Source organism: Clostridium sp. UMB9555A (assembly GCF_030222355.1).
Lineage (GTDB): Bacteria > Bacillota > Clostridia > Clostridiales > Clostridiaceae > Sarcina > Sarcina perfringens.
Map to the genome: position 1 here is coordinate 59,553 of NZ_JASORQ010000007.1, position 14,492 is coordinate 74,044.

The following is a 14,492-nucleotide window of genomic DNA, read 5'->3' on the forward strand; positions in this document are numbered from 1 at the left end:
GTTTATCAATGAAGTTTGATCTTAGTAAGATGTACGAGAAGCTTTTATCTTGGATTACAACTAATGGCTTTAAATTAGTAATTGGTTTAATTCTACTTTATATTGGATGGAAAATTATCAATAAAGTAATTAGGATTTTAGCTAATATAATGAAAAATAGAAATGTAGATCCTACATTAACATCATTTGCAGAAGCTTTTTCAGAGGTATCTCTAAAAGTTCTTCTAGTTATAACACTAATGAGTTATGTTGGATTTGATATAGCTGGACTAGCAGCTCTTATAGCTTCAGCAGGTTTAGCAGTTGGACTTGCCTTACAAGGAAGTCTATCTAATTTTGCTGGTGGAGTAATAATTCTTTTATTAAGACCTTTTAGAGTTAATGATTTTATAGAAGCCTCAGGATATTCTGGAACTGTTGAAAGAATAACTGTGTTCTATACTCATCTAGTAACGCCAGATAACAAGGAAATACTTATTCCAAATGGTACACTAGCTAATGGAAGTCTTATAAACTATTCATCAAAGGATACTAGAAGAGTTGATTTAGTATTTAGCGTTGGGTATGATGATGACATAATCAAAGTTAAAAATGTTCTTTGGGATATTATAAATAAAAATGAATTAATTTTAAAAACGCCTGAAGCATTTGTAGGTATAAGCCAACATGCTGCAAGCTCTATAGATTTTACTGTTAGAGTTTGGACTAAACAAGAAGATTATTGGAAGGTTCATTTTAGCTTATTAGAAGAAGTTAAATTAAGATTTGATCAGGAAAACATAACTATTCCATATCCTCAAATGGATGTAAACTTAACTAAATAAAATATAATAAAAGAATAAAAAGCCTAAATTAAATGAACAAATAAGAACATTTAATTTAGGCTTTTATCAATCCTACCACACTAAATCTTAAATAATTATCTTAATTCTATAATAACGTTTTCAAGTTGTTTTGTCAATATCACTTTTCAAAATATTGACAAAAATTATTTTAGATATTTTTAATATAAGTATTCATCTTTTATATAATTAGTTAAATTATAATTGTTTAAAGTATTATTATTGCTATCTAAAACATCTTTATTATTCATATAAAACTCTAAATTTTCTTTGCTAATTATATTAAAATTTAAATCAGCAAAGTACCATATCTCTTTCTCATCTTCACCGAAATAACTACTTACAGGCATTTCAACAAATTTATAATATATATTTTTATTTATATAATATGGTTTTTCAACATCAAATATTAAGCAAGTATCTTCAAAAAATCTTTTTGAAGTTCTTATAGGTTTTAAAATATATCCTTTTTTATTGCTAAAATCCTTATTTTTATCTAAAGGAAGATTTTTAGATTTTCTAAACTGAATATAGTATTCCTTACCTGCTGACTCAATACTACGAACATCTGGTGAAAATTCATTATTTTCTAAATAAAGATTTAGAAGCTCTACTTTCTTTTGATCTACACTCAAATCCTCTAAATTCTTTATTGGCTTATCCCTAAAGCTATCATTATTTGAATCTATGCTATTTTCTATTTCTAATATATCTTCTTGAACATTTTTATCTTTTAAATCTAGGTTTTCTTCTTTTATTATGTTAAGCATAATCTCTGCATTTACTAAATCTCCATGATTAATATAAGTTTTTGCCTGAAACACCTTAGCTTCTAACCCCTTAACTCTCTTATGCTTAAATTCCTCTATTCCAACCACTGATATTCCAGCAACTAAAACGCCTATTATTCCTACAGCTAGGAATCTTTTCATCTTTATCCCTCACTTATCTACTTTGTATCTTTCTATATTTTATATTACTTCTTAACCCCTAATTCTCTTTAAACCTTAAAATTTTATTATAATATCCTAATTGTTCACTTTCAATAGTTCAGTTTATTACAACAAATTATATATAAAAACTAATACAATAATACTTTTCAAAATTAAATAAAATTATTGAAAAACTTATTTAATACTTAAGATTTTTTTCATACTATCTCTAATTATCTATTTGTTATATATCTCTACAAAATTTATTATATTAGAAAAAAAGTTATATTTATATAACTAAATTTGTGTTATAATTAAGTAAAATTTATAGATAATGCTAATTAAACTAAGAACTTTCAAAAATTGTTCTTTTTCACCTTTATGAGAATTGTAACAAAATTTATTTGTCCAAATAATAATATAGTATGTAGAAGTTAGCATAATTTATAAATTTAAAGCTGGTATAAAAATACCAGCTTTTTTATTTAGCAAAATCAAAGTTATCTTCTTTAAACTTTTCCATAAGTTTATTGCTGTTACTTATTAATCTGTTTAACTTTTCATTTTCAACTGAATTTTCTTTTAAATCAACTCTTATATCTTCTAAGCCACTCTCTTTATCTGCTAATATTTTTTCTAATTCTCTTATGGTTAAAAGCTCATTTTCAAAAACTCCAGATTCCTTTGCTTCTTCAATAAGCTTTTCTTCTAAAACTTTTATATTCTTACTTATTTCTAATTTATTTAGTTTGTACTTCCATGTATCTAATGAGAAGAAGTTTTTAATAATACCTCTATCCTTAAGACTATGCTCTTCTGATACTTCTATGAGATTTTTTTGATTAACAGCCCTTATATACTCTTCATAAGAATTGAAGGATTTAATTTCTTCAGATTGAAGAGCCTTTTCTTTAAACATATCCCATTGAGATTTTATAGCATTTTCAGTATTATCTTTTTCAGCTACGAATTTTCTCTCATTTGTTAATAATAACTCCCTTGCTTCTTGCACTTCCTTAAGATTTTTTTCTAAATTATTTTTTTCTGAAAGTATTTTATCATATTTCTCTTTTTCTTCTAACCAAGCTTGAACTAACTGATTATAATATATTTTTTCTCTTCTTTCTTTTCTTAATATTTTATTTGATATGCTTATTTCCATTACAAAAATAGGCACTAAATTCTCTCTTGAAATTTTAAACTCCTTTAAAAGAATTACTAATAATAAAGGACCTATATAAGCTCTTAACATATCATGTCTAGTTCTAAATTCATAAAAATCAAAATCTTTTTGAAAGGCTACATAAATTGAAAAAACTGATCTTATAACAAATTCAGAGCTCTCACTTATTCCACAGTCTAAGGCAGCTTTTAAAAATTCCACTTGATTTAATCTTATATTTTCCTTAATTGCCCCCTCAGATATATCCGTAAAATTCATCTTGTTTAATATGATTTTTCTCTCATCTAAAGGTATTGTTCTTAAAACTTCATAAACTATATCAGAAATCTTGTCTTTATTATCCTCTTCATGATTTATTTCAGCTGACAAACTATTCATTATTACTATTAAGTAATAATTTATTATAGCCTCTAATTTATCTACCTTCCCATTAAATCCATTACGGCTTTCAATTATAAAGTAAGCCTTCTCAACTATACTATCTAAAGATTTATCAAAGGTTTCCTTATCTGCAACTGAGGCTACTGGCGTATTAGTAAGCTTTAATAAAATATAATATAACTTTAATTTTAAAATCCCGTCAGAATATTTTTTTAATTCCTCTACCTCTTTTTCAATAAACTTTAAAAATTCTTTTCTTTGAGATTTTAAAAATATACTTTTAGATTTATTTAAGAAAATACTTCCTAAACTTAAACTCTTCAAAAAGGCATAGACAACCCTAAGTTCATATCCCTGTAAGGATAAAAACCCCTTATAAAAGTCTGGATATTTATTATTTTCTTCAGAAGACTGATCCTTCTCTATATAAGTAGTAAGTTTAACTTGAAGTTCTTTAAAACTATTTAAAACTTCCTGAAGCTCTATTTCTTTCTTCTCTAGTTTTTCTGTAAGCTCTCTCTTTTCTTCCTTAACATTCCTTAAAAGTTCCTCAAGCTCTTCTTGCTTTTTTTCATCATCCCTATTAGTTTTTATTTGTTTTTCTAGACTTATAATAAATTTTTCTTTATTCTCAAGAACCTTTTTATCTATTGCTAAATCGCATTCACTCTCTTTTATGCTTTCTGGAGTAATAAAGCTATAATCTGCCTCTAAGCTCATCTCTTTAGTTACATTTTTTAAGTACCATATTAAAATTTCATGTACTTTCTTTAGTGCTAATAATGTACTATTTTCTTCTAAATTACTATCTATTTCTTTATTAGCACTTTTCTCACCTTTAATTCTTATATATTCACCATACTCAATTATCCAACTTGGAACATATGCTTTTAAATTATTTAAGGTATTCTTAAAATTAGATTCTTTATCCCTATTTATTTCATATTTTTCTTCAAGCTTAATTAATAAGTCTTCTACAACCATTCTTAAAGCGATATATGTTAAAGCTGCATGGGTTTCCCATGCCTTTTCAGCATTTTTCAATAAATCATAATAGCTTTCAATACTTGTTTTTAATATAAAATCAAAATTTGTACTTTTTTTACTCTCCATACTTTCCCCTCTAAGCATATATACTGTTTAATGCTTGTTATCTTTAAATAAATCAAAAATACCTCTTAATAATACTTGAGCTTTTTTATCTTCAAGCTTTTTAAACTTATTATTAATGTATTTTTTATTGGCCTCAACTTTAAGATTAACAAAGTCTATATCTTTTTTAATCTCTTCAGTAACAGTTTTATGTTTTATTATGTAAATATATTCTTCATAACATAAATTTAAGTTAGAAAATGATTTTTTAATTATAAGTATTAGAGCTACTATTAAAACCACTCCTAATACTGAAATCACTCTAGCCATATTATTATAATGCTGATTATAATTACTAATTAAACTTACTATAAAATCACTAGACATTATACTATTTAAATTTTCTATAGCTATTAATATTGCAAATATTATAAAATATATTATTCCTAAATACTTAACCCTTGTATATACTAACCTTTCAAAGTTACTTTTCTCCTCAATATTAATATGTATGTTATCTATAGATGACATGATCTCTCTTATTCCTGACAATATAAAAATCATAGATATTATGCACATAACATATACATCTAATGATTTAGAAAGTCCATATGCACTTCCAAAAAATTTATAACTTATTATTCCTAGTGTGGTGTACCCTATTATTATTTTAAAGTCACCAAGTATAAATTTCTCTTTTATAATTTTTATTTTTGATATAACAAATATAACAACTATGGCCATTATAAATTTAACTATAACTTCTCTATATAAAAATATCTCATTAAATATAATTTCAAATAAATTTTTATTATTTATTTTAGAATTCATTCTACCTAAGGTATCTATTAAAATAAATAACATTGGAATTAACATTATTAATAGAGATACTTCCTTATAATTATTAAAGTTCTTTCTTTCCGTTGCCATGGTAACACCTCCATTCACACTTATTTTATAAATATTTTGTGAATACCTTATTATATTATATACCTTTAATTTTTAGGTTAAAACATTTAAAATATAAAAAAGTTATGAAATAATTACATATCCCATAACTTTTAAAATATTAATATACAATACTATAATTATTTAAAGTTCCAATTAATATACCTTCTAAATAAATATCTCCATTCTTCTTTATAACTCCCCTTCTTCCTTCTATATATATAACTCCACTTGATTTTAAAATCCCTGCATACCTACCATCTAAATATACACACCCATTAATATCTACTAGCCCTCTTCTATTATTTAAATAAAACTCCTTAATACACGCTTTTTCTCTCCTTAACATATATAACCTCCATTATATACTTCTTATTGTAAGATTATATTATTCCTTAAGATTAAATATTACAAAAAAGGCTTAGAAAAACTTTTCTAAGCCTTAATAATTATTTATTTTCTATAATTATGTCCTTTGGTTCTATATCCTTAATATCTTTAATCTTTCTATAGAAAGTAAGATCTCCATTAAATAAAAATTTACTAACAATACTTTTATTTATTAATACCATCATAAGGAGCGGCAAGCACACTCCAATTATAGTGAACATTATATATCCAAAATTAAATACATCCATAAATAAAGTTGCAACTTGTTTATGTAAATACATTATTACAAGAGAATTAGCTCCAATTATAGTAAATAATTTCTTATACTTAAACTTACTAATCTGATAGCTTAAAGAAAGTATAAAGATTGTTATGGTAACTGGCATTAATATATCAAAAATAGGATCCTTATAGTAAGAGTATTTTATATTTAAGTAATAATATATTCCAATACTACTATTTAGTATAAACATGGCTACTACCCCTATACTTGATAAAATTAATGTAGAAATTTTTTTAAATGCCTCTTGTATATTTAACTTAGTTATGTAGTATCCTAATGCATAGTATGGCAATGTTATTAAAACAGTATCTAAATTCCAGAATACAAATTGATTTTCAGTTATCTCAGTTACACTTGATGGTATAAAACTCATAGAATATATATGAGCTAATATATAACTTAATATACACATAAAAGCTAACTTCTTAGGTGTTAATCTCTTATTTAATTGATCAAATACTACCTTTGTAACAAACATTACAGGTATAAACCAAAATACTCCCCATGTTGCCTTTCCACCATATGCATATTTAATAATTTCATGTATTAAATCACTTAAAGAAAAATTTCCATGATAATACATAATATAATTAAAACTAATATCTATCAATGAAAATATAGCATAAGGAATAAAAAACTTTATTGCTTGTTCTTTTATGTTCATTCCTCTTTTATATAACATACCACTTATTATAAAAAAGGCTGGCATATGAAACCAATAAAGATAATAAGCATTTTCAAAAGGCGAATGACATAATACAACACTTATTATAAGAAGTCCTTTTGCAATATCTAAATAATCTAATCTTTTCTTTTGTTTTAAAACAGTATTCATATTATTTCTCCTAATTTAATAATTAATATAATTTAGCTATTACCCTATATTTATATTTCCCATAATTTATATAAATATGAAGATATCTTAAAAAATTATAATTTTAAAATAATATCTTAATCTTTTACCATATCTAATATAATACTTTTATATTTTAAATATGATTTAAACTCAATATGAATTTATAATTAAATATATAAAGTTTATAATTAAAAATAACCTAATATTACACTATTTTTAATTATATTCTATTTTTAGTATTATATTTTTAACTTTTTTGTGAATATATGCATATATCTGTGTTAAAATCTAATATATGCTATAAAATATAATTTTAACAACTCTTATATTAAGGAGATTTAAAACATGGATAACCAAATATTTTTTCATATTTTTAATGATGATAAAAATAAATTAGAAACTCAAAGGATAATAAAACTATCAATTTTTATAGTTTTCTCTATATTCTTTATATTGCTAATAGATTTATCCTATAAAGTACTTATTAGAAAAAATATAGAGTTTATTCCTGGTAATTCTATGCCAAGTTTCTCATTAAGTTTATCATTAATATTAGGAACAATGGCATACATAAGTTCATTAATATACTATTCAAGCACCCAAAAAGATGATTTCTTTATAATCTCTTTAATATATATGAATTTATCTGTAGAACTTTTAATTACTAAAGGACATAACCTAATAATATTTGATAAATTTATTTTTATTCACGCAATATTTAGGATAATTTTGCTTTTTTATGTTGCCTTTAATAAGAAAGGAATATCCCCTCTTATTACTAAACATAAAATAATTACATCAATAGTAGTTTTTTTATTTTCAGTTATAACACCTATGATTAACTATAGAATTTTTTCTAACAACTTATTTGCTAAAGATATTTATTTTTATGCTACTTTAATGACTATAATTATTATCCTATATATAATCGCTTGCATATTCTTATCAAAGAAATCTTTAGATGATTGTGAGTTAATATATTCATTTATAATTGCTAGTATTCTTCTAATAGCCCTTAGAGGTTTATATTGGATTTGTGAAGTACTTCTTCCAAATCTAATACTTTTAAAAACAAATAATGTCGTTCTTCTGCTTACCATACTATCATTTTTATTAGCTATAAGTGGAGTTTTTAATGAAATTACAACTAAAAATAAACGAAGCTCTTTATTACAAAATGAACTTCAAGTTTTTTATCATTTAGTTGAATTTAATACTAGTAGTTCTATAATTTTATATGATAATAAAAAGAAGGTTATATATACAAACAAAACAATAAGAGAACGCTACTGCAAATCAACTAAATTAAAAGATCAACTTAAAGAGGTAGAAAAATTATTTGTAGATTCTATTTTTATAGATGACTCTGAAAAAAATGCTACCAAAGCACTTTTTGATAAGGGCCACTGGGAAGGTAAGCTTATTTTAAGAAATGGCAAAATAGTAAATGCCTACATTCAGATATTAAATGTTGAAAATAAAAATTATTTTGCTATGAATTTAAAAGATATAACTGAAGAATATACACTAACAAAAAATATTAAAAGAAATGAACAATTATTAAGCTGTATAAATAATAATATACAAGATTTAATAATAAGCGTCGATAATAATGGTTTAATTACATATGTTAATGATTCTGTATTAAAAACATTAAATTATACATACAACGAAGTTTTAGGAATGCCTATAATAAATCTTTTAGGTAAAAATGATGAAATATTAAATCAATTAAAACTAGAAGATGAAGAAGATAGTATTAAATGTAAACTTGTTGGTAAACATTCCTTTGTATATGTAGAATCTATAATTAGAACTTTAAATGATAATAATGAGATTCCTTATGGAAAAGTTATAGTTGCGAAAAACTTAACCTCTAAAAAGCGACTTGAAAACTTAGCTATAAAGTTTAAAGAAGCTAAGGCTTATGAACAAGTACGAAATGAATTTTTCGCCAATATATCACATGAGCTTAGAACACCACTTAATATTATATACTCTACAATACAGTTATTAAATTCTAAACATAAAAATGATCCTAAAGACTTTACTAATTTCTATGATAAATATAAACAAGGGCTTAAGATAAATTGTTATAGAATGCTTAGACTTATAAATAATCTTATTGATGTTAGTAAAATTGAAGTTGGATTTCTAAAAGCTGATTTTACTAATAGAGATATAGTCTTTCTTGTAGAAAATATAGTATCTTTAGTTATTCCTCATTCTGAGAATAAGAATATTAATATAATCTTTGATACTAATGTTGAAGAAAACATAATAAAATGTGATCCTGTAAAAATTGAAAGATTGATTCTTAATCTACTTTCAAACGCAATAAAATTCACACCAAATGATGGTGAAATATTTGTAGATTTAAATATTTCAAATGATTGGGTTAAAATAAGCATAAAAGATAATGGAATTGGTATACCTAAAGAAATGCAAGCATCAATTTTTGATAGATTTGTTCAAGCTGATAAATCCTTAAAAAGAAGAAATGAAGGTAGTGGAATAGGCCTTAGTATTGTAAAGTCTATTGCAGAGTTACATGATGGTAAAATTGAACTTATAAGTGATGGAATAAAAGGTTCAGAATTTATAGTATGGCTACCAAATGTAAAATTAAATTATACAGAAGAGAGCAATAATTTAGTTGATTATATAACAGATGATAAAAATATAGAATTAGAGCTTTCTGATATTTATGAAGTTAATTAAAAGATATTTATCAACATAACTTTTATCAAATAATTTATTAATTATAAACTTATTAAATAAAAAAGCTGTATCAATTGATACAGCTTTTTTTATGCAGTACAATTCTCTTTTATCTTAATTGCACTAACCTCATCCCTAGTTAATGTTTTTAAATTATTATAATTGATTAAATAAAAATAATTGTATAACTTTCTTAGCTTATTTAAATAATCATAACTTCTTTCTGGTATATCAAAACTTACTTTGGTCTCATCTCTTTCATCTGCATATTCAATTTTAAAATCATCTACTTGGGGAAATTTTAAAAGCCCTTTAAATGTTATTTGTCCCCTTACAAATTGATGTCCGGAACAAGAATATAAAGTTTTTATATTCGGCTGAGTATTTAAAAAAATTATTAAATCCTTTAACTCAACATCTATAGCTAACCTACTACTAAATCCGCATTTCTCTGTCTCTTCTTCACTTAAAAGAACTGATCCCCTTCTCAACTCTCTCATATAATAATTGTATGCTTGTATTAAGTCAAAATCCTCTTCAGAAACCTCTGAAACCCTTCCCCTAATAAATTCAGGCAAGTCACCTTGTTCTCTTTCTAATTTCAACTCAGTTACTATCTTAAGTGCTTTTAAAACCTCTTCATTGGAATAATCCTTTAATAAATTCTCCATTTTAAATCCCCCTAAATTTTAAGAATAGTTACCCTACTTTTAATAACAACTTAACATATTCCTCATATTATGCATATTTTAAACTTAATTAATAAAAACTATAATCTTATAAAAACTGACATATTCTATATAAAAATATTATTTCTATTTTATTATTTGCAACTATATTCATACTAATCATACTTAATGAATATTTTAGCTCTCATTCTATAAAAACCAACTCTACATATGAATCTTACTTAATGAATATAAAGCTTCTAATTTTAATTATTAGTTATACTTTACTATTTCTTCACCTATATATTATTTATATTTTCGACTTCTTTATGTAAATATTTACCATATAATTAGTATATATGTTTTCTTAAAAAAAATAAAATCGTATTTTAGCCCATTTATTCAAATTAGATAAAATTAAATCTCATTTTCTTTCATTTTGGATTTAATTGTAAATATTTTACATATCAAATAAAAAAAGAAGTTATATCAAACATACCTCTTTGATATAACTTCTTAAAATTTATTCTTTGACTTATAATCTTATATTCTAACTTATTAAACTTCTCTACTCTCTCTTATTTCAACCCTATTAGAATCATAGTTGAATGTAACCTTTTAAAAAATATAAACTTACATTCTCTACACCATCCATTTTATTTAATATATTCTCAATGGTTGCTGCACAGGATGCACTTTCTATTTTCTCTATTATAAGTCAAATATATATTCTTTAAGTCTATGTCCTAATTTATCAAGCTTAAATTCTAATTTATTAACTTTATTATTAATATACTCAAAGAAAAACTTATGCAAATCAAATTCAGAACTTAAAGTATATTCTACAAGATTACCATTAAAAATTAAACTATTTGGATATTTACCAAATAAAAAAATTTTTTAATGGCCAAACCTATATCGTTTCTACTTTAATATTTATTCTTTATTATTATTTTTATATAATAATCTAATTCTTCTAACCATATAATATTTATTCTAAAGTTATATTATTCTTATGGTAGATTAATTTTAATTTCCCTTTAGCATAATGAACATTAGAAATTGAATTCTATTTTCTAAACAGATTTTTAATAGCTACAGAATAGTATGTAAAATTAATTACTATTATATCAATCATTCTATAATTTCTACCCTTTAGTTTTTATTAATTTTAAATCAAAAGTTAATAAAAATTAAAATATCTAAAATTTCATTAATTCTAAATTCGCTTTAAATTGCTCAAAATTAGCTTTTGAACCCTAAAAAACAACAGATCTAAATAACTTTATACTATATATAAAGCTATAAACATCATTAGAATGTCGATTTTTTATGATAAAAGCATACATTATTCTAAAATCACCTTAAATTTATTAAATAATTCTAAAATTCTAAACATCAGCTATAAGTAATTTTATATTGTCTATAAAATTACTTATATAGTAAATGATTAATATATAAAAATTTATCTCTTATTAACCTAAAATCACTTTGAATTGCTTAAAGAAACAAATTTCTTTAAACCCTTCAAAACAATAGATCCAAATAACTTTATATTATTTATAAAATAACTCACATCATTAGATTAATAATATTTTTATTTAAAATAAACTAAAAATATTAAACTAATTATTCTAAATTCGCTTTAAGCTACTCAAACAAAAAAATTTGAATCTCCCAAAACAACAGATCTAAATAATTTTACCTTAATAAAGTTAAGTAAATCATTAGAATAATTTATTAATATAGAGCATCCTAAATTTGCTTTTAGCTATTCAAGTAAAATAAATTGAACCTCTAGAAACAACAGATTTAAAGAACTTTATATTATAATAAAACTAAATACATCATTAGAAAATTATAATATTTATTTATCTATTAGCTTATTTAGTACACTTAATATCTCTTCAATTTTTTCATCTTTAGATTCATTATTTTCGAAAGCAATCTTAACACAATTATGCATATGTTGTTGCAATATCAATTTATTAGCTTTCTTTAATAATGCTTGGGAAGCCATTACTTGATTTGAAATATCTATGCAATATCTCTCATCTTCAATCATTCTGATTATTCCTTCAATTTGCCCTTTTGCTGTCTTCAAGCACTGTAATGCTTTCTTTTTCTCTGCATTCATGTTCATCGCTCCCTATACATTTCACATACAACCCCCACTGGGTGTCTGTAATTATATAATAACTCTCTACTTATTTTATGTCAACATATTTTTTGAATATTTTATGAACATAATTAACATTTAATTAATATAATAGATTTTATCAAAAATATTTCTAATAATTTAACAGATTATAAATCCATTGCTAGAATAATCACTTTTATAATCCTATTTTTCAAAAAAAGTTCCTCTTATAAATCTATCTCTCAAATAGTATATTACTTAAAATAATAATTCTAAAAATAATAATAATTATCATAATAATATAACATAACTTTTGCTATACTATTAAAATATATACATATTAGCATAAAAGGTTTTAACACTAATAATATTATTATCCTATTTTAATATGTAATTCCAGTTTATTAAACATCTATTGTTATAACAATAATAATGTTATTATCTTATACCAAAGGTATAGATATTTTTTTGCTTGAAATTGTGTTATAACACTAATAATGCTACTATCCCATAAAAATCATTAGAATATTTAGTTGGATTAGAAATATTATACCACTACAAATCTTATTATCTTATCATAGGATTTAGATTTTAAATCGTCTTTCATGTTATAAGACTAATACCTTTATTATTATTCTAAAATAAAAAATATATATCACAAAATACAATTTTAAGTTATAAAATTAATAATATTATTTATAATAATTTCTATTCTTTCTACATTTTTATTAATTCAAAGAAAAACCTCTATTTAAATATATAGTATATTAATAATTATCTATATTATATAAAAATAAAAGAAGATTCACACTATATTTAATATGAACCTCCTAATTTATATCTAAAACAAAATACTATATCTAAAATATAATTATAATTTTAATATAATATTGTACCTTCTTTTATATAAGTATTTTTATCTATATTATTATTTGCTAGTATTGTAGTGTTAGCTTCAATATAAGATTCCTCTTTAATCTTTACATTACTATCAATATTACTATTAAAAGATACAAAAGAATAATCTCCTATCTCAATATTGTTTCCTAAAGAACATTTTTGTTTTAAAATAACATGTTTACCTAACTTAAATCTCCCTACACCAATTAATCCTGGATATATTACAGTTCCCTCTCCAACTTCTTGTTTATTAAAAAAACTAACATCTGGATGAATAATAGTAGCAAATTTTATTTTATTTTTTAACTTAATTTCTATTTCTTTTTTTAATTTACAGTTGTCTATTGCTATAATTGTAAATAATTCATTTTGACTTTCTAATTTCTTAAAAAAATAAAACTTATCTTTTTTTCTACCTTCAAAATAATTAAACATTGAATCTATAGATCCAAGAACATTGTATCCCTCAACATTACTTCCTTCTTCATCTTTTTTAAAACTTATAAATCCTAGTACATTCCAAGTATTTCTTTTTGAATTTATAGCCTCTATTATTTTAACTACCTCTTTTCCTATGTTTTCAGTTCCAATTATAACAATATCCTTCATTCACACACCTCACTAAACTAATTATTTAAAGATCTATATTAAAACGCTCTTATTTATTAAAACATAATATTAATTCCAAATATTAATTAGCTTATTAAATCATATTAATTTAAATATTTATTTATTCTCAATTATTTTTACAATTTATGTATATTAATCTGACATTTGTCCATAATTAAAATATCCACGATTAATAAGTAGAGCAATTCTTAGTTTTAAAATAATTAATGATACTTCCCCAATAATATATCCTTAATAACTTCCCCTTTTGTTTTTAGGAACTAAGAAACTACTTATTGTGGATTTAAAATTTAAAAAGGAATATTTATAAAATTTATTTAAATAAATTTTATAAATATTCCTTTTACTTTTTCATATTAAAAATTAATTTTAATTATAACCTTAATTATAGTATTAATAAGTATAACTTCAAATTACCATTTAATTGCATAAAAAAAGCTTAGTGAATTATTCACTAAGCTTTTGGTGGCTCGAGCAGGAATCGAACCAGCGACACGAGGATTTTCAGTCCTCTGCTCTACCGACT

General features: G+C 23.0%; 11 protein-coding genes. 2 read left to right on the forward strand and 9 right to left on the reverse strand.

Features of this window, described 5'->3' with window-relative positions:
• Positions 1–8 precede the first annotated feature (8 nt).
• Complete coding sequence (locus QP548_RS14565) at positions 9–824, forward strand: mechanosensitive ion channel family protein (RefSeq protein ID WP_061426171.1); 816 nt, start codon at positions 9–11, stop codon at positions 822–824.
• 179 nt (positions 825–1,003) lie between these two features.
• Here QP548_RS14565 and QP548_RS14570 read toward each other — a convergent pair whose 3' ends face one another.
• From QP548_RS14570 to QP548_RS14590, 5 genes are all read right to left on the reverse strand, one after another.
• A complete protein-coding gene (locus QP548_RS14570) occupies positions 1,004–1,774 on the reverse strand; it encodes a hypothetical protein (RefSeq protein ID WP_061426170.1) in 771 nt (256 codons plus the stop codon).
• A 481-nt stretch (positions 1,775–2,255) separates the two neighbouring features.
• Entirely contained in the window at positions 2,256–4,451 is a 2,196-nt protein-coding gene (locus tag QP548_RS14575; RefSeq protein ID WP_061426169.1) for a hypothetical protein, read from the reverse strand.
• A 27-nt stretch (positions 4,452–4,478) separates the two neighbouring features.
• Entirely contained in the window at positions 4,479–5,360 is an 882-nt protein-coding gene (locus QP548_RS14580) for a hypothetical protein (RefSeq protein ID WP_061426168.1), read from the reverse strand.
• Positions 5,361–5,499: 139 nt separating this feature from the next.
• Complete coding sequence (locus tag QP548_RS14585) at positions 5,500–5,727, reverse strand: hypothetical protein (RefSeq protein WP_061426167.1); 228 nt, start codon at positions 5,725–5,727, stop codon at positions 5,500–5,502.
• 100 nt (positions 5,728–5,827) lie between these two features.
• Positions 5,828–6,886 (reverse strand): acyltransferase family protein, encoded by a 1,059-nt coding sequence (locus QP548_RS14590; protein WP_061426166.1) that lies wholly within the window; start codon positions 6,884–6,886, stop codon positions 5,828–5,830.
• A gap of 366 nt (positions 6,887–7,252) precedes the next feature.
• Between QP548_RS14590 and QP548_RS14595 the strand changes: the two genes are divergently transcribed.
• Positions 7,253–9,628, forward strand: coding sequence for a sensor histidine kinase (locus tag QP548_RS14595; protein ID WP_061426165.1), 2,376 nt, complete (start codon positions 7,253–7,255; stop codon positions 9,626–9,628).
• An 89-nt stretch (positions 9,629–9,717) separates the two neighbouring features.
• Here the strand turns inward: QP548_RS14595 and QP548_RS14600 are convergent, their stop codons facing one another.
• From QP548_RS14600 to QP548_RS14610, 4 genes are all read right to left on the reverse strand, one after another.
• Positions 9,718–10,299 carry a hypothetical protein gene (locus QP548_RS14600; RefSeq protein ID WP_061426164.1) on the reverse strand — a complete coding sequence of 194 codons (582 nt, stop codon included), beginning with the start codon at positions 10,297–10,299 and terminating at the stop codon, positions 9,718–9,720.
• 595 nt (positions 10,300–10,894) lie between these two features.
• Entirely contained in the window at positions 10,895–11,011 is a 117-nt protein-coding gene (locus QP548_RS17025) for a cation transporter (protein ID WP_124041387.1), read from the reverse strand.
• A 1,152-nt stretch (positions 11,012–12,163) separates the two neighbouring features.
• Positions 12,164–12,433: a metal-sensing transcriptional repressor gene (locus QP548_RS14605; protein ID WP_061426163.1), complete on the reverse strand. Its 270-nt coding sequence runs from the start codon at positions 12,431–12,433 to the stop codon at positions 12,164–12,166.
• 882 nt (positions 12,434–13,315) lie between these two features.
• Entirely contained in the window at positions 13,316–13,945 is a 630-nt protein-coding gene (locus QP548_RS14610) for an acetyltransferase (RefSeq protein WP_061426162.1), read from the reverse strand.
• Positions 13,946–14,492: the final 547 nt, after the last annotated feature.